The organism is Halopseudomonas sp. SMJS2 (genome assembly GCF_029866945.1).
In the GTDB taxonomy this organism is placed as follows: Bacteria; Pseudomonadota; Gammaproteobacteria; order Pseudomonadales; family Pseudomonadaceae; genus Halopseudomonas; species Halopseudomonas bauzanensis.
Map to the genome: position 1 here is coordinate 1130708 of NZ_CP123445.1, position 20612 is coordinate 1151319.

The 20612-nt window shown below is 62.1% G+C and carries 16 protein-coding genes; 4 read left to right on the plus strand and 12 right to left on the minus strand.

What is annotated here, in order from left to right; all coding sequences use genetic code 11:
- Window positions 1–4: 4 nt before the first annotated feature.
- From QAO71_RS05415 to glgA, 7 genes are all read right to left on the minus strand, one after another.
- A complete protein-coding gene (locus QAO71_RS05415; protein ID WP_280165456.1) occupies window positions 5–1291 on the minus strand; it encodes a zinc-dependent alcohol dehydrogenase in 1287 nt (428 codons plus the stop codon).
- A gap of 97 nt (window positions 1292–1388) precedes the next feature.
- The gene (gene glgX / locus QAO71_RS05420; RefSeq protein WP_036990567.1) at window positions 1389–3554 is read right to left on the minus strand and encodes a glycogen debranching protein GlgX; all 2166 of its coding nucleotides are present in this window, start codon (window positions 3552–3554) and stop codon (window positions 1389–1391) included.
- A gap of 6 nt (window positions 3555–3560) precedes the next feature.
- On the minus strand, window positions 3561–3902 hold the full coding sequence (locus tag QAO71_RS05425) for a DUF2934 domain-containing protein (RefSeq protein WP_280165457.1): 342 nt from the start codon (window positions 3900–3902) through the stop codon (window positions 3561–3563).
- On the minus strand, window positions 3899–6670 hold the full coding sequence (gene treY / locus QAO71_RS05430; RefSeq protein ID WP_280165458.1) for a malto-oligosyltrehalose synthase: 2772 nt from the start codon (window positions 6668–6670) through the stop codon (window positions 3899–3901). The genes QAO71_RS05425 and treY overlap by 4 nt, the downstream gene beginning before the upstream one ends.
- Window positions 6663–8735, minus strand: coding sequence for a 4-alpha-glucanotransferase (gene malQ, locus QAO71_RS05435; protein ID WP_280165459.1), 2073 nt, complete (start codon window positions 8733–8735; stop codon window positions 6663–6665). Before malQ ends, treY begins: the two co-directional genes overlap by 8 nt.
- A complete protein-coding gene (gene treZ / locus QAO71_RS05440) occupies window positions 8732–10495 on the minus strand; it encodes a malto-oligosyltrehalose trehalohydrolase (RefSeq protein WP_136869308.1) in 1764 nt (587 codons plus the stop codon). Before treZ ends, malQ begins: the two co-directional genes overlap by 4 nt.
- Window positions 10483–12054 (minus strand): glycogen synthase GlgA, encoded by a 1572-nt coding sequence (gene glgA, locus QAO71_RS05445; RefSeq protein ID WP_280165460.1) that lies wholly within the window; start codon window positions 12052–12054, stop codon window positions 10483–10485. Before glgA ends, treZ begins: the two co-directional genes overlap by 13 nt.
- A gap of 386 nt (window positions 12055–12440) precedes the next feature.
- Here glgA and QAO71_RS05450 point away from each other — a divergent pair, with 386 nt between their 5' ends.
- Window positions 12441–12938: a CinA family protein gene (locus QAO71_RS05450; protein ID WP_280165461.1), complete on the plus strand. Its 498-nt coding sequence runs from the start codon at window positions 12441–12443 to the stop codon at window positions 12936–12938.
- Window positions 12939–12943: 5 nt separating this feature from the next.
- Here the strand turns inward: QAO71_RS05450 and QAO71_RS05455 are convergent, their stop codons facing one another.
- The gene (locus QAO71_RS05455; RefSeq protein WP_280165462.1) at window positions 12944–13351 is read right to left on the minus strand and encodes a hypothetical protein; all 408 of its coding nucleotides are present in this window, start codon (window positions 13349–13351) and stop codon (window positions 12944–12946) included.
- A gap of 234 nt (window positions 13352–13585) precedes the next feature.
- Between QAO71_RS05455 and QAO71_RS05460 the strand changes: the two genes are divergently transcribed.
- The gene (locus QAO71_RS05460; protein WP_036990560.1) at window positions 13586–13750 is read left to right on the plus strand and encodes a general stress protein; all 165 of its coding nucleotides are present in this window, start codon (window positions 13586–13588) and stop codon (window positions 13748–13750) included.
- Window positions 13751–13900: 150 nt separating this feature from the next.
- Window positions 13901–14602, plus strand: coding sequence for an FKBP-type peptidyl-prolyl cis-trans isomerase (locus tag QAO71_RS05465; protein WP_136869311.1), 702 nt, complete (start codon window positions 13901–13903; stop codon window positions 14600–14602).
- Between the two features lie 496 nt (window positions 14603–15098).
- Here QAO71_RS05465 and QAO71_RS05470 read toward each other — a convergent pair whose 3' ends face one another.
- Window positions 15099–17219 (minus strand): carboxy terminal-processing peptidase, encoded by a 2121-nt coding sequence (locus QAO71_RS05470; RefSeq protein ID WP_036990558.1) that lies wholly within the window; start codon window positions 17217–17219, stop codon window positions 15099–15101.
- 111 nt (window positions 17220–17330) lie between these two features.
- Between QAO71_RS05470 and QAO71_RS05475 the strand changes: the two genes are divergently transcribed.
- Entirely contained in the window at window positions 17331–18278 is a 948-nt protein-coding gene (locus QAO71_RS05475; RefSeq protein ID WP_280165661.1) for an NAD(P)H-quinone oxidoreductase, read from the plus strand.
- Window positions 18279–18371: 93 nt separating this feature from the next.
- Here QAO71_RS05475 and QAO71_RS05480 read toward each other — a convergent pair whose 3' ends face one another.
- The 3 genes from QAO71_RS05480 to minE are packed head-to-tail and all read right to left on the minus strand — an operon-like array spanning window position 18372 to window position 20612.
- Window positions 18372–19664, minus strand: coding sequence for a M18 family aminopeptidase (locus QAO71_RS05480; protein ID WP_280165463.1), 1293 nt, complete (start codon window positions 19662–19664; stop codon window positions 18372–18374).
- A 15-nt stretch (window positions 19665–19679) separates the two neighbouring features.
- The gene (locus QAO71_RS05485; RefSeq protein WP_280165464.1) at window positions 19680–20315 is read right to left on the minus strand and encodes a pseudouridine synthase; all 636 of its coding nucleotides are present in this window, start codon (window positions 20313–20315) and stop codon (window positions 19680–19682) included.
- 39 nt (window positions 20316–20354) lie between these two features.
- Entirely contained in the window at window positions 20355–20612 is a 258-nt protein-coding gene (minE, locus tag QAO71_RS05490) for a cell division topological specificity factor MinE (protein ID WP_036990554.1), read from the minus strand.

Sequence of the window (20612 nt, forward strand, 5' to 3'; positions counted from 1 at the left end):
CCATTCAAGGTTTCGGGGAAGCCATGGCAGGTGGATCGCTGGCCGGGAAGGACTCATCCAGCGCTTCGTCCAGCTGCGCTTCTTCATGGCTGCCCTGTGGTTGCAGCGCGACCTTGACCCAGCCGCAGGCGCGCCGGTCGAACGCCTTGAAGGCCTCGATGCTGTCTTCCATGGGCTCGACGCGGGTGAGAATCTGCGTGGGATCGACCCGGCCGCTGAGCACCAGCTCCAACAGGAGAGGAATGTAACGCCGGTGATGGCAATTGCCCATGTTGACCGTCAGGTTACGGCTGGCGGCCAGACCGATGGGAAAGGTGCGTGATTGCGGTGCATAGAGGCCGATCACCGACAGGGTGCCAGCCTTGGCGAGACCGGCCACGGCCCACTGCAGCGCCTGGCTCGGCGCATCGCCGGGATGCCAGTTGTCGCCGTCGGGGTTGGTGTGCGGGGCATTTTCGGCCATCTCCTGACGGAACCGCCCCCGTTGCAGCAGATCATGATCCTGGCAGGAATGTTCGGCGTCCACCCCTACGGCATCGATGGCGCGGTCCACGCCGATACCGCCGGTCAGACGTTGCAGAGTGGCGACGGGGTCTTCGATATCGAAGTTGATGACCTCGGCACCCTGGCAACGGGCCATATCGAGCCGGTCCGGCAAATGATCAATGGCGAACACCCGCGCTGCGCCCAACAGCAGGGCGCTGGCGATGGCAAACTGGCCGACCGGCCCGCAACCGAATACCGCGACGGTATCACCGGGCGTAATTTCTGCCATCTCGGCGCCGAAGTAGCCGGTAGGGAAGACGTCGGACAGCAGAATTGCCTGGTCATCGGTAATGGCTTCGGGAATCTTGATCAGGCCGATATTGGCATGGGGAATACGCGCTTTCTCAGCCTGCAGACCATCGAAACTGCCGCTGGGTTCCGGCCCGCCAAAGAAGGCGGTGCCGGCCTGGGGGCCCTTTGGATTGGCGGTATCGCACTGGGCGTAGTAACCGGCGCGGCAGTAGGAGCAGTTGCCGCAGGCGATGGTCGAGGCGACGATCACCCGATCGCCCACCTGCAGATTGCGCACATCGGTGCCCAGGGTTTCGACCACCCCCACACCTTCATGGCCGAGGATGGTGCCCTTGCGCATGCCGCTGATGCTGCCGCGGACAAAATGCAGATCGGTACCGCAGATGGCCGAGGCGGTCAGGCGGATGATGGCATCGGTTGGCTCATGCAGCACCGGATCAGCCACTTCTTCCAGGCGTATGTCACCGACATCATGAAAAACGACGGCTTTCATCCTCAGTCCTCCCGTGTCGCTGCGTTTTGTAGTGCCTACAGTTTCCGACTGGCGGGCCCAGGCTTGGTTCAGCCTTTCTGCGAAGCGGCAAAACAGATCAGGCGCTGTCCTCCCGTTCCAGAACGAACAGCAGCAACGAATGGCCGGTCATCAAGAACTCGCTTTTGAACTCATGAACCTCGCGTTTGCGCAGCGTCGGGCGGTGGGTGTCGATCAGGCAGCGCCAGCAATTGCCCTCGGCCACCTCGGGCAGGCAGAAATTGACCACGTCATGGTGCGCGTTGAACAGCAACAGCAGGGTGGCATCATCACCGCTGCGGCGGATGCCGGTGGGCTGCGCTCGCCCGTCGAGTAGCATGCCAAGGGCGCGCGCATGCGGGTCCTGCCATTGCTCATCGGTCATTTCATCACCGCTGGGGCAGAGCCAGGTGACATCCTTGACGCCGAGTTCCTCGTTGTATTCGCCAACCAGAAAGCGCCCGCGGCGCAGGGTGGGATAGGCGCGGCGCAGGGCGATCAGGCGGCGGGTGAATTCGAGTAATTGGACGCCATTCTCATCGATATTCCAGTCGATCCAACCCAGCTCATTGTCCTGGCAGTAGACGTTGTTGTTGCCCTGCTGGGTTCGGCTGAACTCGTCGCCGGCCAGCAACATCGGCGTGCCCTGGGACAGCAGCAGGGTGCTGAGCAGATTGCGCATCTGGCGCATGCGCAGTGCATTGATCTCGGCATCGTCGGTGGGACCTTCGCAGCCGTGATTACGCGAAATGTTGTGGTCGCTGCCGTCCTGGTTGTCTTCGCCGTTGGCTTCGTTGTGTTTTTGCTCGTAACTGACCACGTCGCGCAGGGTGAAGCCGTCGTGGGCGGTGATGAAATTGACCGACGCATAGGGGCGTCGGCCACGTTGGTTGTAATAATCTCCGGAGGCGGTGAGCCGGCTGGCCAACTCGGCGATCTGACCTTCCTCACCCATCCAGAATGCCCGGGCGGTATCGCGGAAACGGTCGTTCCATTCCACCCAGCCCGGCGGAAACCCGCCCACCTGATAACCGCCCGGGCCGCAATCCCAGGGTTCGGCGATCAGTTTGCACTGGCTCAGTACCGGGTCCTGGCGGCAGGCCACCAGGAAGCCGTGACGCTCGTCGAAGCCATGGGCATGGCGCGCCAGAATGGTCGCCAAGTCGAAACGGAAGCCATCCACCTGCATTTCCTCGGCCCAGTACCGCAGGGAGTCGGTGACCATCTGCAGTACGCAGGGGTGGCCCAGGTCCAGGGTGTTGCCGGTACCCGAATCATTGATGTAGTAGCGTTTCTCGTCCGGCATCAGCCGATAGTAGGTGGCATTGTCGATGCCGCGCATGGACAGCGTCGGCCCCAGCTCATTGCCTTCGGCGGTGTGGTTGTACACCACGTCCATGATCACCTCCAGTCCGGCATCGTGCAGGTGGGCGACCATTTCCTTGAACTCGTTGATATGGCCCGTAGCCAGATAGGCCGGGTGCGGGGCGAAGAAGGCGATACTGTTATAGCCCCAGTAGTTGCTCAACTGCTTGTCCAGCAGGTGCTGGTCATTGACGAAAGCGTGCACCGGCAGCAGTTCGACACTGGTGACTCCCAACGAGCGGATATGCCTGAGCAGCTCCGGATGCATCAATCCGGCGAACGTGCCGCGGACCGATTCAGGCACCGCCGGATGGGTCATGCTGATACCCCGTACATGGGCTTCATAAATAATGGTCTGGTTCCAGGGCGTATATCGATGGGTATGCCGGCCCCAGGTGAAGGCCGGGTCGATCACCCTGGCTTTGGGAATATGGGCGGCGCTGTCGCGATCATCGAAGCTGAGATCCGCATCCGCGGAGCCGAGGGTGTAGCCGAACAACCGATCCGACCACTTGAGTTCTCCCACCAGCTGTTTGGCATAGGGGTCGATCAGCAGTTTATTGGGATTGAAGCGATGCCCGGCATCCGGCTCGTAGGGACCGTATACCCGATAGCCATAGACCATGCCGGGATGGGCATCGGGCAGATAGCCGTGCCAGATCTCATTGGTGTACTCCGGAAGCTCGATGCGCTCCAGCTCCCGCTTGCCTTCATTGTCGAAGAGGCAAAGCTCGACCTTGGTGGCATGGGCCGAGAACAGGGCGAAATTTACACCCAGGCCGTCCCAGGTGGCGCCCAGGGGAAAGGGCTGGCCCTCGGCGACGCGGGATTTCTGCTGGATCTGGGGTCGCTGTTGCGGCCCCGGCTTTTTCGCGGTCATGATGATCTACTCTTTGCTTCGGCCTGGTGAAGTCTTGCCGGTCTTGCTGCTTTTACCGGTGCCGGCTGCGGGCTGGCGGGGCGTCCGGGCGGGTTTTTTAGCGCTGGCAGGCTTGCCCAGCAGGGCGGGTTTTTCCAGTTGGGTTTCATCCTCGGGCGGCAATTGCGCTGCCGCCTTGCTCCGTGGCTTGCGGGTCTTGGCTGGTTTGGGCTGTAGCTCACCCTGCTGTTCGCTCTGCAACAACTTGCAGGCCATTTCCCAGTGACGGTCGGTCTGGCCTTCGGGTTTGCCCTCGCTTTCCCAGATCTGGTAGGCCAACTCGCGAATACGCTGTTCATCATTGCTCATGGTGTGGATTCCTCATGTTGGGTGTTCACAAGAAGGCTCACCGGGACGGCATCGAGCAGGTCGCTCAGCGGTACGGCAGGTCCGCTGGCGACGGTTTCTCCGGTCAGGGCGCTGGTCAGGTAGGTAGCAGGCAGGTCGATCAGGGTGTCATCCCAGCGTTGGGCCGGAATCAGAGGTATGTCACTGTCACCAAGCAGGGGGGCGGCGAGGCGTGGGACGATGCAGATTGCCAGTTGATCCCCATGCTGCCGGCGGAAGGCGATCAGCCGATCGGCATGGCGGCCATGTAAGGTGAGAGGCTGATAAGCGCCATGCCGAAACAGGCCGGGCAAACGGCGTCGGCAGTCCAGTACCCGGGCGATCAGCCATTGCTTGATTCGTCCGTCGCGCCAGTCCTGCAGCAGTTGCGTGGGGCTGTCGTTGGCGGCCAGGCAGCGTTCGCGGAAGGGGTAGTCGACGGGCCGGCGGTTATCCGGATCGACCAGGCTGAAGTCCCAGAGCTCGCAGCCCTGGTACAGGTCGGGTACACCTGGCGTGGTCATGCGCAGCAGGCATTGGCTGAGGCTGTTCAGCGCCCCGTTGCAGGCGGTCAGCTCGACGGCGTGGGCCAGCGCCCGGCGCAGTTCGATGGCCTCGCGGCTGCCCATCAGACGCTGGAGAAACCCATGGCAGGCATCTTCATAGGCGCTGTTCGGCGCCGTCCAGCTGCTGCGCAACTTGGCTTCGCGCAGGGCCTTGCGCTGCCAGGCCAGCACCCGTTCGGCGAAGGCCGCGCAGCCGCTGTCGTCATCGGCGCTCAGGCTCAGTGGCCAACTGCTGAACAGGGTCTGGTAGAGCATCAGCTCGTCGGCCGGGGCGGGGGCCGGCTGGCCATCGACCACGGAAATCAGCGGCTCTGCCAGGTTGTGCCAGAAGTGCACCTGAATACCAAACCAGGGGGCGTGCTCACTGACCACCGCGAGTCTGGCGCGGGCGTCCTCGCCACGCTTGTGGTCATGGGTGGCGGTGGCCAGCAGCCCTTGCGGGAAGTGTTCGGCCTGTTCGATGCACTGGGCATGGAACCAGTCCGGGTCGGCACTGAAACGCTGCGGGTCGAAGCCCACATCATTGCGTGAGAGCAGGATGGCCGAGCGGTAGCAGGCGGTATCCTCAACCGCTTTGGCGGCCACCGGAGAGGTCAATTGGTGAAAGCGGGTCAGCAGTCGGCGCTGGAAGCGGCGTTTGGCCCCGGGCGGGCTGGCATGCAGCGGTTCGCCCCCCAGCCAGTGATTGATTTGCTCCAGAGTTGCCCAGTCATTGCTACCCAGTTCGGCCCGGGCACCGAACAATGCCTGATCGAGAAACCGGCGGTCCTGACCGGAGCGTCCGCAAACACTCGTATAGGTGCGGTAGACCGGATAATGCACGATCAATGCGCGCAATGCGCGGCGGATGGCGCCCAAGGTGATATCCCGGGTGGCCAGGCTGCAGCGAGCCAGGCGTAGCAGGGCCTGGCAGAGCGTCTCAAAGTCGGCCGCCAGGGAATTGCTCAACACCAGGCGCCGGGCGTCGCGGATCTCTTCGGTGAAATCGGTGCTGCGGCCGGTCAGGCTGCTCCAGAGTTCCGCCAGGTCGGCCTGGCCGTTGGGGTCATGCTGCAAGAGTGACACCCGGTTCATGAAATCGTAGCCGGTGGTGCCATCCACCATCCAGTCCGTCGGCAGTTGCTCGCCCGCCGCCAGGATCTTCTCCACGTGGATGGGGAAATGCCCTTGGCGGTCACCCACCAGCCGGTCAACGCGACGGCGCAAACGGCGGCAGTAGGTGCGCGGATTGGCCAGCCCGTCGATATGGTCAATGCGCAAGCCGTCGATAAGCCCGGCCTCGACCAGTTCGAATATCTTGCGGTGCGTGGCCTCGAACACTGCGGGTTGCTCGGCGCGCAGGCTGATCAGTTCATTGACATCGAAGAACCGGCGCCAGTTGATATCGTCATTGGCGGTGCGCCAGCTGGCCAGGCGGTAGTGCTGGCTTTCCAGCAGATGATGCAGGTGTAGGCAACCTTCGGCGGTATCGGGTTCGAAGCGCCGCAGCGCGTGCTCTATATCCTGCAGGGTGTCGCCGGTGGCGGCGGCCGCCAACTCGTGGCATATCCGGGCGCCGAGGGCATGGGCCGAGAACTCATCCTCCAGTGCTGCGCAGCGATCGGCGATGCGGGTCAGAGCGACATTGCCGGTCGGCGTCAGGATATCCACATAACTGGCCACGGCCAGTGGCAGGCGGTGATCGAAGTGGGTGACGAAGAAGCTGCCGGACGTGGCATCGAAGGTAAGGCGCAGCTCGCCGGCCTTGAGTACGTCCAGATAGTCGCTGCGCAGAATGGGCAGCAGCAGGCGGTCGCGCATGAACGGGTCTTGGGAGCGCCAGGTGATGTCGAAGAAGCCGGCATAGGGGCTGGCCGCCCCCCATTGCAATACGTCCTGCCACCAGGGGTTGGCATTATCCACGGCCATGTGGTTGGGCACGATATCCATGATCAGCCCCATGCTGCGCTGGTGCAGCGCATCGGCCAGGCGGCGCAGGGCGTCTTCGCCACCGAGCTCCGGATTGACTTGGGTCGGGTCGATCACGTCGTAGCCATGCAGCGAGCCGGGGCGAGCGGTGAGCAGAGGGGAGGCATAGATATGGCTGATGCCCAGCCGGGAGAAGTAATCGACCAGCGCCAGTGCATCATCCAGAGTGAAGCCGGCATGAAATTGCAGGCGCAGGGTGGCACGCAGTTCAACCATCGAAGCTCTTCCTTTCACGGTTCAGGCGCGCGTTGTGCAGCCGTTCTAGCCGGCGTATGGCCTGCGGCGCGTCAAGCATCTGCGCGGCGCTCTGTGACCAGCGCCGGCGCCAGTTGGGGTGGGTATCGCCCGGGCCGGGCAGGTTGGGTTGTTCGGTGGCGCCGAGCAGGTCTTCCAGGGGCACCAGCACCAGGGGGGCTGGCGTGGATCCGAGGAAGCCGATGCTGGCATCCAGCTGCGTCTGCGGGTCTTTTCCACCCTGGGTCAGCCCCTCCCGCTGCAAGGCCTGATGCAAAACATGGACTTCCTCGGTGCGCTGCCGGCGATCCTGTTCGGCCTGCTCGGCGCTGCTCTGGCCAACATGTTCGCGCCAGGCGATGTCACGGCCCGACTGCCAGCCGGCCAGTGTCGGCAGATCATGGGTGGTGGTGGTGGCCAGGGCAGCATTGCTCCATTGCTCCGGGGCGGGCAGCTCGCCGTCCTGTTGTTCGAACAGCAGTACCCGCATGCCGAGGATGTGGTGGCGGGCGAGGGTATCCTGCAGCCCTTCGGGCACCGTGCCCAGGTCTTCGCCGATGATCAGGGCGCGGTGGCGCCAGGATTCCAGAGCCAGCAGGCGCAGGAAGTCGTCCAGGGGGTAATTGAGATAGGCTCCGTCCTGGGCGTCAGCGCCCTCGGGGATGATCCACAGTCGCTGCAACCCCATGATGTGGTCGATGCGCATGCCGCCGGCATGCTGCAGATTGGCCCGCAGCATTTCAATGAAGGCTCGGTAGCCGCTGCGCTTCAGGCCGAGGGGAGAGAACGCGGCCACGCCCCAGTTCTGGCCGTCGCGATTGAGCAGGTCCGGCGGCGCGCCGATGCTGACCTGATTCAACAGCTCCGTCTGGTGCGCCCAACCGAAACTGCCGCTGATATCGGCGCCAATAGCCATGTCGGCAATCAGGCCGATGGCCATGCCGGCTTCACGGCAGCGGCGCTGTACCTGCGCCAGGCAACGATCGATCAGCCATTGGCTGAAAGCGTGGAATTCCAGCTCTGCGGCCTGCTCCCGGGCAAACGCTTCCACCTGGGGCGAGGCGGGATCGCGCAGCGGCTCGGGCCAGGCTCGCCAGTCGCTGCTGCGGCCTTGCTCCAGAGCTTGTTGTTGCAGTGCTTCATGCCGGCAATGGTACTCGAGACGCTGACCACCGGCCTGGCGGAAATCATTGAAGTCCTCCTGCAAACGGGTGGGCGCGCTGGCAAAATCGGCATGCAGCTGGCGCAGCAAGCGCAGGCGCAGGGTAGACACGGCTGGCCAGTCGATCAGCTCCAGCTGCTCCAGTTCATCCAGTTCGTCCTGCAGGCCAAGGCGGGCGATGGCCTGTTCGACAGCTTCGCTGCCGAGTACCTGAGCCGGTGCGGCATGCAGGATGTTGAACAGGGAGCGGCTGGATGGAGAATACGGACTGTATTGTTCGGGGCGGGCACTGAACATGGCATGTAGCGGGCTGATCGCCAGAGCATCGGCGCCCTTGTCGGCGGCGACTGCGGCCAGCTCAGCCAGGGCCGCGGTATCGCCCAGCCCGCCATCATCTGGCCGGCGCAGGGAATATACCTGGGCGGCAATGCCCCAGATGTACCTCCGGTCGCCGGTCAGTTGGGGAACCGACAGGGCTGCCGGGGGTGTGCAAGCCAGAATCCATTGCCGTTCGCCACAGCGCAGTTGGTGATAGCCGCAGGGTAGAGCTGGCAGGCAGCCGCGTGCGTCCACCTGCAGGCTCTGTCGCTGGCCGTCCTCCATGACGAGCTCGCAACGGCTGCCCGCAGTCAGGCGGCATTGCAGGTCGATGGGTTGTTCGGCATCACAGAACAGCAGTGGGCCGTTGTCCGCTTCCTTTCTGAGTTGTTTCGCGCGTTTGAGACTGGCGCTGATCTGGTCGGAATCCTTCGCCGGCAGGCCAAGGGCAGCCAGCACGGCGCGCAAAGGCGCCTCGCCAATGCTGGCGGGCTCGCCGTGGGCGTCGGTCCAATCGCAGCTGACTCCGGCTTCCCGGGCCAATTCACGTAACGCCGCGGGGATCATGTGGCTTGGTCCAGAATCGCCCTTGAGCTGTAACCCGGCAATATGGTCGGGTCTTTGGACAGGCTGGCGCGATAATCATGAATGATCCGGGTGCCGGGATCCGGAGCGGTCACCGGTACCGAACTGCCCGACAGATTCAGGTCGATGCGTAACCGGCTGCCGTCGCCCAGCCGCCAGCAGGCGGAGACGGCTTTTTCGCCGGTAATGGTAGTGCCATCGGACAGGGTGCCGGGCAGGCGTGGCACGATGTGCGCATGGCGCAGGCGCAGCAGGCTGCGGTAATAGGCCAGCCAGTCATCCTGCAGGGTAGAGTTGCCGCCGGTGCGATCTGGCACCGAGGTGATATAGGTGCTGTGCGAGTTGGGATCGGGAATGCGCTGTCGGATCATCTCATCGGCGAAGGCGGTAAAATCCGCGAACTCGTTGCGACGCCCCTCGCGTACCGCCTTGCCCAGCTCTTCGTCATGGTCGGTGAAAAACAGAAAGGGTTGCTCGCAGCCCCATTCCTCGCCCATGAACAGCAGCGGGATCATTGGGCACAGCAGTACCAGTCCCAGCGCTGCCTTGACCGCACGGTGATCGGCCAGGGTAATGAGACGTTCGCCGAAGGCGCGATTGCCGACCTGGTCATGGTTCTGCAGGAACAGGATGAAGGCGGTGGGGGGCAGATGCCCGCTGGGTTCGCCTCGGCTGCTGCCAGTACGGGTGGTTTCACCCTGGTAGATGAAACCTTCCTTCAGACAGCGTGCCAGCTTGATGGTGGCGTCATCGGCAAAGTCCCGGTAGTAGCTCTCGTTCTCGCCGGTGAGCAGCACATGCAGGGCATGGTGGCCATCGTCATTCCACTGGGCATCGAAACCCTCGGTCAGCAGGCTGGCCTGGTTATGCTCGTTTTCCAGCATCAAATGCACATGGCGTTCCGGGGGCACGGCGCTGCGCACCCGGCGGGCCAGGTTGGTGAGAAAATCCATGTCGTTGATGGCATGCACGGCGTCCAAGCGCAGGCCGTCGACGCGGTAATCGAGGACCCACATCAGCGCGTTCTCACAGAAGAAATCGCAAACCTGGCTGTTGCGAAAGTCGATGGCCGGCCCCCACGGCGTGTCGATATCCTCGCGGAAGAAGCTCCTGGCATATTTCCCCAGGTAATTGCCGTGCGGCCCGAAATGGTTGTAGACCACGTCCATGAACACCATCAGACCACTGGCATGGGCGGCATCGATCAGCCGTCGGAGATCATCCGGTGTACCGCAGCTGGATTGCGGAGCAAAGGGAAACACGCCGTCATAGCCCCAATTCTGCTTGCCGGGGCACTCGTTGACTGGCATCAGCTCAATGGCGGTGATGCCCAGGTCGAGCAGCTCCGGGAGTCTGGCCTGGATGCCGGCGAACCCGCCGAAGGCCCCGGGATGCAGCTCATAGATGACGGTTTCATGCCAGGGGCGGCCTTGCCACTCGTTGATCTGCCAGGCGAAGGCGTCCGGGTCCAGCACGCAACTCGGGCCATCGACGCCCTGGGGCTGATGGCGCGACGCCGGGTCCGGCACCGAAAGCTGGCCATTGATCAGAAAACGGTAGGCAGTGCCGGGCCCGCAATTGACGCGGGCGCTGTACCAGCCGCTGGCCTGATGATGCAGCGTATGCACGCTGCCATCCCCAAGCTTGACCGCGACGGTATCGGCATCGGGGGCCCACAGCGAGAAGCAGGTGGCGCCATCGCTTTGCACGGTGGCGCCGTGCAGGCGGGTTATTTCGAACATGCGCGTGATCTCCTGCCGGGCAAGGCAAAAGAATCATAGGTACGCTCAATCAGTCTGCGATAGAGACGGTCGTAAGGGCGCACCGACTGGTGCCAGTAGAGCGGCGCGGCCATGGCTTTGCAACGCATGGCATTGAGCAGGACCGGGTGGCGGTGCACATTCAGCGCACGGCGGATTGCCTGCAGGTAATGCTCCAGGGTGGGCTCGCGGAACAGGAAACCGGACACGCCATCTTCGATGGTGTCGGCCAGGCCACCGGTACGGCGCGCAATGGGCAGCGAGCCGTAACACTGGGCATAGATCTGGCTGAGACCGCAGGGCTCATAGCGTGAGGGCATGAGCAGAAAGTCACTGCCGGCGATGATGCGGCGGGCTTCGGTTTCACAGAAGTTCAGGTTTGCCCCGATCCGCCCAGGATGTCGCTGGGCCAGTGCCTGTACCCGCTGCTCCAGCTCGCGCTCGCCCTGGCCAATGATGGCGATGCGCCCGCCATGGGCGACGATGGTTTCGGCCGCGGCGATGGTCAGGTCGACACCTTTCTGGTGGACCAGCCGCGACACCACGGCAAACAGCGGTCCGTCTTCCCGGGCAAAGCCGAAGGATTGCTCCACGTAGCGGGTATTGGCCTGCTTGCCCACCCAGTCGTTGGGCGAAAAGCCCTGGATCAGGCGCGGGTCGGTCTTCGGTTGCCAGCTGGTATCGATGCCGTTGACGATACCGGTCAGCAGGCCTTCGTCAGCCTTGCGCCTGAGCAGCCCCTCCAGCCCGCAACCAAAGGCTGGGGAAGTGATTTCGTGAGCATAGGTGCGGCTGACGGTAGTGATCCGCGATGCATAGTTGATGCCGGCCTTGAGGAAGGACAGCTTGCCGTAGTATTCCATGCCCTCGGTACGCAAGGCTTCTTCCGGCAGGCCGAGTTCGACCCGGCACTCGACCGGGCACAGGCCCTGATAGGCAAGGTTGTGAATGGTGAAGATGCAGGGCGTCTGCTGCCCGCGCCAGGCCATGTAGGCGGGTGTCAGGCCGGATGGCCAGTCATTGGCATGCACCAGGTCCGGACGCCAGTCGCGTATACCCAGACCATCGGCGATCTTGCTGGCGGCCAGGGCCAGCCGGGCGAAGCGGATATGGTTGTCGGGCCAGTCGATACCGTCGGCGTCGCCATAAGGGTTGCCTTCCCGGTAATAGAGTTCCTGGCAGATCACCACGTGCACGATGAGGCCGTCATCCATGGTCATCTGACCAATCAGGCAGGGCGGAATGGCGGCATGGCCAGGCAACTTGCCTACTACTCGCAGCGGTCGCCCGCTATTGATGACCTGCCGGTAACCCGGGATGAGTACCCGTACCGAATGATGTTGGTTCAGGGCGCGGGGCAGGGCAGCTGACACATCGCCCAACCCGCCGACCTTGACGAGGTCGGTGATCTCGGAAGTAACGAAAAGTATGTTGTGGCCGGTTTCAGCAGGCGGTGTGGGGCGTAATTGAACCCCCTTTGATGCGCGTGATGCGCTCTTGAATAGCTCATCCGGCATGACCGCCGCTGCAGCATTTCCCATGACACCCTCCTAATCGTTAACTGATTTCTGGGAGAGCGTTGGTGTGTTAAGGATATCTGAGGTAAACGATCATGCTGCGCCGAAATCGAGCCCGGAGATGCAGGGGTGGTCTGTCGTGACCACAGGGTCTTCCCGTCATCCGGTGTCGTTATGCCAGGCCAGCTGCGCTTTCCAGGACTCCTTATTCACACAGACGCTTTTGCCGGCACCCCCGCCGTAACAGATCAGAAGACTTGTTATCCATCCCTCAAAATAGTGACCGGTTGGTTTTGCAGAAGTTTAGACTTTTTTTGCCGCTGATCCTGGGGCTGAAAGGGGAACTGAACCGCTCTGTTGTCGACTCTAAATACGTATCGTAAAACGACCGAAGCAGACCGGAGCCAGCCATGCAGAACCTGCAACAGGTAGTGGAGTTTCTCAAAGGCAACAACCTCATTCTGGCGACAGCCGAGTCCTGTACAGCCGGGCTGATGGCGTCGTTGGTGGCGGACATACCCGGCAGTGGGGCGGTCATGGAGTGCGGCTATGTGGTCTATGCCGTGCGCGCCAAGCGCGAGATGCTGGGTGTGAGTCTGGAAACCATCGATCGCTTCGGACTCACCAGCGAAGAGGTGGCGCGGGAGATGGCATTAGGTGCCTTGCAGCGCTGCGGTGCTGGCGTCACCCTGGCCAACACCGGTCTGGCAGAGGCAGAAGGCCCGATGGATGGGGTGGTGTGCTTCGCCTGCGCCATGATCATTGGTGGCGAGCAGCGTGTGCTCAGTGAAACCTGCAAATTCGATGGTGAACGCAACGCGGTGCGCGAGCAGGCTGCCCGTCACGCCTTGCTGGCATTGGACAGGTATGTCAATGACCTGCGCAACCCCGCTATGACGCAGGGTTGAAGTCCTCACCAGAAGCCTGCCGGATGGCGCGCGGAGACTGCCGGCAGGGTCAGCGCGAAGCCGTCCCGGAACAAGCTGGCCAGTTGGGTATCGATGACCATGGCGTTGATCGAATCGAGTCCACCGTCGAGCGCCTGGGTGGTGCCATCGGCGACGAAATACAGCATGTGATGTACGCATTGGCGTGCGGTATCGGCCTCAATGCGGTAGTGGCTGGCGTAGGGCTGATCGGTCGTCCTCACTTCCAGACAGAGTTCAGGTGGGCTGCCCGCCGTGTGCACCATGGCATCGAGGCCAGCCTGGCGGGCATTCAACGCCGCTTGCTCAAAGAGCGGCGCGGCTCGGGCCAGTAGTGTTTCGCCATAGCGACGCAGGAACAGCTCGGTGGACAGCGGCGTAGCGGGGTCGGACATGGGGTATCTCCATGGTGGCCTGGCAGGGTTGTAAGAAGTTGGACCGGGAAATGGGTCGGGAGTTGTGACGGTTGGGATCGCGTGTTTCGTCGCTGGCAGAAAGGGGGCGATGCGGATGGGGGAACACCGTCCGCCTGGTGATTGGAAAATAAGGCGAACCTACGGGCCGGGGAGCCCTCCAACGACATAGGTGCAGCGCACCTGTATTTATAACCCTAACTGGAGGCCAGTCACATGACTCAACGTAAAGGTGGTAAAGGCAATTTTGCCGAAAATCCGCAACGTGCATCGGAAGCCGGCAGAAAGGGCGGTCAAGCCAGCGGTGGCAATTTCAAGAACAATCCGCAACGTGCTGCGGAAGCAGGACGCAAGGGTGGCCAGCAGAGCCGGCGCACCTGAGCGGTGTTGTGTTGAAGCGGGGGCTCCGGCCCCCGTTTTCTTTGGGCGGATGAAAAAAACAGCCCAATCTGGGCGGTAGCCGGACCAGGACTGCGCTGTTATGCTTCTTGCTTTATTTTCGCCCCGAGTGGGCAAGTCGAAGAGGTAAGCATGAAGCGGAATCTGCTGGCAGCCAGTGTTGCACTCAGCGTTATCACTTTGGTGGGTTGCAGTGAAAAGGAACCCGAACTCACCACGTCCATTCAGCAGGCGTCCTATGGCATCGGTCTGAACATGGGTCAGAGCCTGCTGCAGGATGGTCTGGAGGACATCGACACCCAGGCGCTCGCGCTGGGCATGGAAGATGCTCTGGCCGGGACCGAAGCCCGGGTCGGCGAGGAGGAACTGATGGCTGCCTTCGCCGAGTTGCAATCGCAAGCCGAAGAGCGTGCCACCAATCTGAGTACCGAGCAGCTCGAATCCAACACCAGCTTCCTGGCGGAGAATGCCAAGCGCGAAGGGGTGATCACCACGGAGTCGGGCCTGCAGTATGAAGTGATCGAATCCGGCGCAGCCGACGGTGCTCAGCCGCAGGCCAGCGATGTGGTCTCGGTCCACTACGAAGGCAAGCTCACCGATGGTACCGTGTTCGACAGCTCCATCAGCCGTGGCGAGCCGGTCGATCTGCCGGTCAGCGGTGTTATTCCGGGTTGGGTCGAGGCACTGCAGCTGATGCGGGTCGGCGACAAGTGGAAGGTCACCATTCCCAGCGATCTGGCCTACGGTCCCGGCAGCCCCAGCCCGGTGATTCCGCCGAACTCCATTCTGGTTTTCGAAATGGAACTGCTGGGTATCCAGCAAGACGACGAGTAAGTCATAGGGTAACACCTGCCGAGGCTCGGAACAGAGATTGCGGGCCTCGGAGTGTTACCGTTATGCACATTCCAGCGGTAACAGGCAAGCGACAATTTGCCTCCTTCCAGCATCTTTAACTGCTCCCGCAAGTACCTGTTTTTCAAGGTTTTTGTGGTTGGTTAAAAAACGTCCAGAGTGAGTCGAGGCGCATCTAACCGGGCATTTGCCCGCTTTGCTCAAGCCTTGTTCACAGACTTATCCACAGTAACTGTGGGTAACCTCGAATAAGCAGATCCTTAGCTGCGCCGAGCTGCCTTGGCACATCCCATTTCTTTTCAGTTCTACCTGGAGCTGCCCGTTCAACTAGATGAACATGCGCTCGGGCAGAGGCTGCGCGTGGTTGGGGATGGAGCTATATGGTGGGGCTCTATGTCAGCTGCCTTGCCCGGCGGGGAGCCGGGTAAGGCAACTGAATGACCAGTCAGCGAGATGGCAGGAATATAAACGCGTTCCCTTAGCTGGCGCTGGCGACCTGTCGTTTGAGTTCCAGCAGATCAATCAGGATATGGCCGGTTTCCGCCAGGAAGGGATCGTTCTCATCGGTGCTCTCTTCCTCGGCCATGGGCGAGGGAATACCGGTGCCGTCCATCAGCGGATCTTCCTTGTCCAGCGCAGCCAGAGGCTCTTCGCCCAGCGCCTTGCGTCGGGTGTTTTCCATGGCCAGCAATTTGTCCTCGAACTCCTTCTGTTCGGTCCGGCGACGCTCTTCGTTCAGCGGCAGGTACTCGCGCTCCTGCATGGCGCGGTTCAGCTCGATGCGCGCCAGCGTATAAGCGAACTCAGGGTCATTGGCGGCCCGTGCCTTGTGTTTGTCGGTCAGCAGCGGAATGAACTGTTCCAGCCGGCTGTCGGCCTGGTAACGGGCTGCGGGAATGGTGTCCCAGGGCAGGGCGCGGGGCAGGCTGCTTTCGCCGATCTCCACGGTATCCAGCAGCGACGGGTAAGTAATGTCTGGCACCACGCCGCGATTCTGGGTGCTCTGGCCGGAGACCCGATAGAACTTGGCCAGGGTGAATTTCAGCTCGCCGTGATTCAGCGGCTGGATCGACTGTACCGTACCCTTGCCGAAGGTCGGTTCACCAATCACCAGCGCCCGCCCGTAATCCTGCATGGCGCCGGCGAAGATCTCCGACGCTGAAGCCGACAGCCGGTTGACGATGACTGCCATCGGCCCGCCGTAGGTGATACCGGCTTCGGGGTCGTCCAGCACCTGCACGTCGCCTTTGCTGTCACGTACCAGTACGGTTGGCCCCTTATCGATGAACAGGCCGGTCAGCTCGGTGGCTTCCTGCAGGGAGCCACCACCATTGTTGCGCAGGTCGAGCACGATGCCGTCGACTTCCTGTTCCTGCAGGTCGCTGAGCAGATGGCGCACATCGCGAGTGGTACTGCGGTAGTCCGGGTCGCCGCGTCGGTAGGCCTTGAAATCGATATAGAAACCGGGGACTTCGATCACACCGATGCGGTAATCGTTACCCTGTTCGTTGAACTCCAGTACCGACGACTTGGCGGCCTGATCTTCGAGTTTTACCGCCTCGCGCACCAAGGCCACTTCGCGGCTGGTCATGTCACTGGGCGGGTTGCTGGCGGGAATCACTTCCAGGCGTACCGAGGAGCCTTTCGGACCGCGGATCAGCTTGACCACCTCGTCCAGGCGCCAACCAACCACATCGACCATTTCACCCTGGTCCTGGGCAACACCGATGATGCGGTCGGCGGGGGCGAGCTGCTTGCTCTTCTCCGCAGGGCCGGCCGGCACCAGGCGGACGATCTTGGTATGGTCATTGTCGCTCTGCAGGACCGCACCGATACCTTCCAGCGACAGGCTCATATTGATGTCGAAATTTTCCGCATTGTCCGGAGACAGATACTGGGTATGCGGATCGTAGACCTGGGCCAGGGCATTGATGTAGTTCTGAAAGATGTCCTCGCTGCGGGTCTGGTACAGGCGTTTCTGAGCATTGAGATAACGCTTCTCCAGGAGCTCCTGAATGGAGTCCTGCTCGCGTCCGGCCAGTTTCAGGCGCAGCACTTCATCCTTGATCTGCTGCCGCCAGAGCACATGGAGTGCCTGTTGATCAGCAGGCCATTCGGCCTTCTCGCGGTCAATCAGGATGTTCTGGTCGCTGCTGAAATCCAGCTGGCCAATACCTTCGCGCAGCAATTGCAGGGCGTAGACCATACGCTGGTCGGCGCGCTGGATCTGCCGGGTATGCATGGCGAAACCGACGCTCAAATCACCGGCCAGCAGTAGATCGTCGAGCTTGTGGCGGTACTCTTCGAATGTGCTGATGTCGGCAGCGGTGAACAAGCTGCGCTGGGGGTCGAGCTGGCGCAGATAAGTGTCGAAGATCTCGCTGGACAGGGCGTCGTCCAGACTGATGCGGTTGTAGTGGTGACGGCGCAGCAGCTCAACGGTATTGAGGCTGGCAATCATCTGCTCGCGGGTCGGTTGCAGACTCTCCAGATCGAATATCGGCATTGCGCTGTCGGCTGTTTCTGCGGCGAAAGCGCTGGTGCCAAGGCTGAGCAGAGCAATCAGGCAGGATTTGCGCAAGATGTTGGAAACTGTCATCAAAGGTATCGTGTCCGGAGAGGTGAGGATATGCTTTAGTGCTCGACAGGGGCCCTAGGGTTCCCTTTTCAAACCGATTCGACTGATAACTATGGGGGCACCGTGAGAGGATTGCAAGCTGAAGCCGGGGTACTGAGCTGGCGTACGGAGGCGGCTGTAGCACTGGCGCCGGGGCAGGTTCGGGTGCGTATTCGGGCCGCGGGAATCAATCGCGCGGACCTGTTGCAGAAGGCCGGAAACTATCCGCCGCCGCCCGGCGCTACGGACATTCTGGGCCTGGAATGTGCCGGTGAGGTGGTCGAGATCTGTGGCGATAGCCGCTGGTCCGTGGGCGACCGGGTCTGTGCCCTGTTGGCCGGTGGTGGCATGGCCGATGAAGTGGTGATCGACGGACGGCATCTGCTGCCGGTTCCCCAGGGTATGGGCTGGGAAGATGCGGCCGCGATTCCCGAGGTGTTCAGTACCGCCTGGTTGAACGTATTCGAGTTGGGCGCGGCGCAACCCGGTGAGAAGGTGCTGATCCACGCCGGCGCCAGTGGCGTGGGCACCGCCGCCATTCAGTTATGCAAGGCCTTCGACAATCCCTGCTGGGTCACCCTGGGTAGCCAGGAAAAACTGGACACCTGCAAGGCGCTGGGCGCCCAGGGCGGCGTGCTGCGCCATGAAGGCATCAGCGGGCTCAAGGCGGATGGGCCGTTTGATGTGGTCTTGGACCCGGTGGGTGCCAATTACGCCTCGGATCATCTCGATCTGCTGGCGCTGGACGGTCGCTGGGTGATGATTGGTCTGATGGGTGGACGCCAGGCTGAGCTGGATCTGGCCAAGGTGCTGGTCAAGCGCCTGCAGCTCACCGGCTCGACCCTGCGTACCCGCAGCGCCGACTTCAAGGCCGGATTGCTGGCGCGGATGGAAGAGCGTCTGTGGCCGTTGTTCGAGACGGGGCAATTGAAGCCGTTGGTGGCCAAGACCTACTCATTCGATCAGGCTGAGGAAGCCTTTGCCGAGCTGGCCAAGGATCAGATTGTTGGCAAGATCGTGTTGGTGAACGGGCAAGTCTAGCGCCGCACCCAGACGCCATGCTCCCGAGGGGCATGGTGTTGGGAGGGTCGAGGAATTCGGTCCTCCCGCATTAAAGGCGCAATAAAGTGGATGTTATACCTGCTCGCAACCCATAAACGCGGTCAGCACCTTCTGCAAATACGCCACATCCCTGACCCCCGCCAGTTCACGAATCGAATGCATGGCGAAGGTCGGTGCGCCGATATCCACGGTGCGCACACCGAGGCGGCTGGAGGTGATCGGGCCGATGGTGCTGCCACAGCCCATGTCGCTGCGTACCACGAAGCTCTGCACCGGAACATCCACCTGCTGGCACAGGTGGCGGAACAGGGCAGCGGTTTCGCTGGTAGTGGCGTAGCGCTGGTTGCTGTTGATCTTGATCACCGGCCCGGCGTTGAGTTGCGGGCCGTGGTTGCCATCGTGGCGGTCGGCGTAATTGGGGTGGATGGCGTGGGCGTTGTCCGCCGAGACCAGTACCGAGCGCTGGATAGTGCGGATGCGCTCGCTTTCATCCGGCAGCAACCGTGCCAGTACATCTTCCAGGAACGGCCCATCGGCACCGCAGGCGGAACTGGAGCCCACCTCTTCATGGTCAGTGCAGACCAGCAGGCAGGCCTGCTTGCCATCACTGCCCAGCAGGGCTTCGAGGCCGGCGTGACAGGACAATAGATTATCCAGGCGCGCAGCGGCCAGGAAGTCGCCGTCCAGCCCGATCACCCCTGGGGGCTGGGCGTCATAGAAGCTGAGCTCGTAATCCAGCACCTGCAATGGCTCCCGCTCGGGATATTGCTGGGTCAGTTCATTGGCGAGCAGGGCACGCAGATCGCGATTGGGTTCGATGCCATGGGCCAGTACCGGCGGCAGATCGGTCTGCGCATTGACCGCGAAACCGCCGTTGACGTCCCGGTTCAGGTGAATCGCCAGGTTGGGGATGACGGCGATGGGGCGCTGGAAGTCGAGCAGCAGATTATGCAGTTGGCCGCCACTATCCCGGCAAGTCACCCGGCCGGCCAGCGACAGGTCACGGTCGAACCACGGCGCCAGCAGCGCACCGCCATAGACTTCTACGCCCAATTGCCACAAACCGTGGCGAGTCAACTCCGGCTGCGGCTTGACCCGCAGACAGGGGCTGTCAGTGTGTGCGCCGATCATTCTGATGCCGTTGCGCAGGGCATTGGACTGCCCCAGGCTGAAAGCGATCAGCGATGACTGGTTGCGCAGCACGAAATAGCGCCCGCCGTCGGCCAGCGTCCATTCATCCCGTTCATCCAGTTCCTGATAACCGGCAGCTTGCAGGCGCTCGGCCAGGCTGCGGGCGGCATGAAAAGGGGTGGGAGAGGACTGGATGAAGTCCGCGAGGGACTGACTGGCATTATCGGGCGTCATGGATACTCCTGTACGTCAGAATGGGGCAGGGCAATCGAAGGTCAGGCGCTCGCCACTCTGCGGATGATTTATTTCCAGGCGGGCCGCATGCAGTGCCAGGCGCGGGCAGGCAGCCAGTGCCGCCTCATGGGCGTACAAACGATCGCCCAACAGCGGATGGCCGATGTTCAGCATGTGCACCCGCAGCTGGTGCGAGCGACCGGTGATGGGCGTCAGTTCCACCCGGCAATGCTCGGCATGGCGCTCCAGTACCCGCCAAAAGGTCTGCGCCGGCTTGCCTTGCTCATGGTCGACGATGTGCCGTGGCTTGTTGGGCGGATCATAGCGCAAAGGCAAGTCGATGTGCCCGGCGTCCGCTTCGGGCTGGCCCCAGCACAGGGCGATATAGGTCTTGCCGGTCTCGCGATCCTGGAACTGACGCGACAGTTCGCGGTGGCTGTCCGGGTCGCGGGCAATCACCAGGATACCGGAGGTTTCCCAGTCCAGTCGGTGCACGATGCGGGCTTCAGGGTAGCCGTTTTCCTGCAGGCGGGTAATCAGGCAGTCCTTGTTATCTTCGGCGCGGCCGGGGACGGACAACAGCAGGGTAGGTTTGTTGACGATCAGAAAAGCCGGATCCTCATGGAGGATACCGATATGGGTCAGGGGCATGGGGTAACCACGGTGCCGCCTGGCGGCGGCACCTGTCTGTTAACGTTCGGGCAGGGTGATGTTGAGTTCCAGGATCGAGCAGTCATCCTGGTTATCCAGAGCGACATGCACCTGATCACGGTCGATCGGTACGTACTTGCTGATCACGTCGATGATTTCCTGCTGCAGCTGCGGCAGGTAATCGGGTTGACTGCGCTGGCCACGCTCATGGGCAACGATGATCTGCAGGCGCTCCTTGGCCATGGAGGCGGGGGAGTCCTGCTTCTTCTTACGGCTGAAGTAATCAAAAAGACTCAT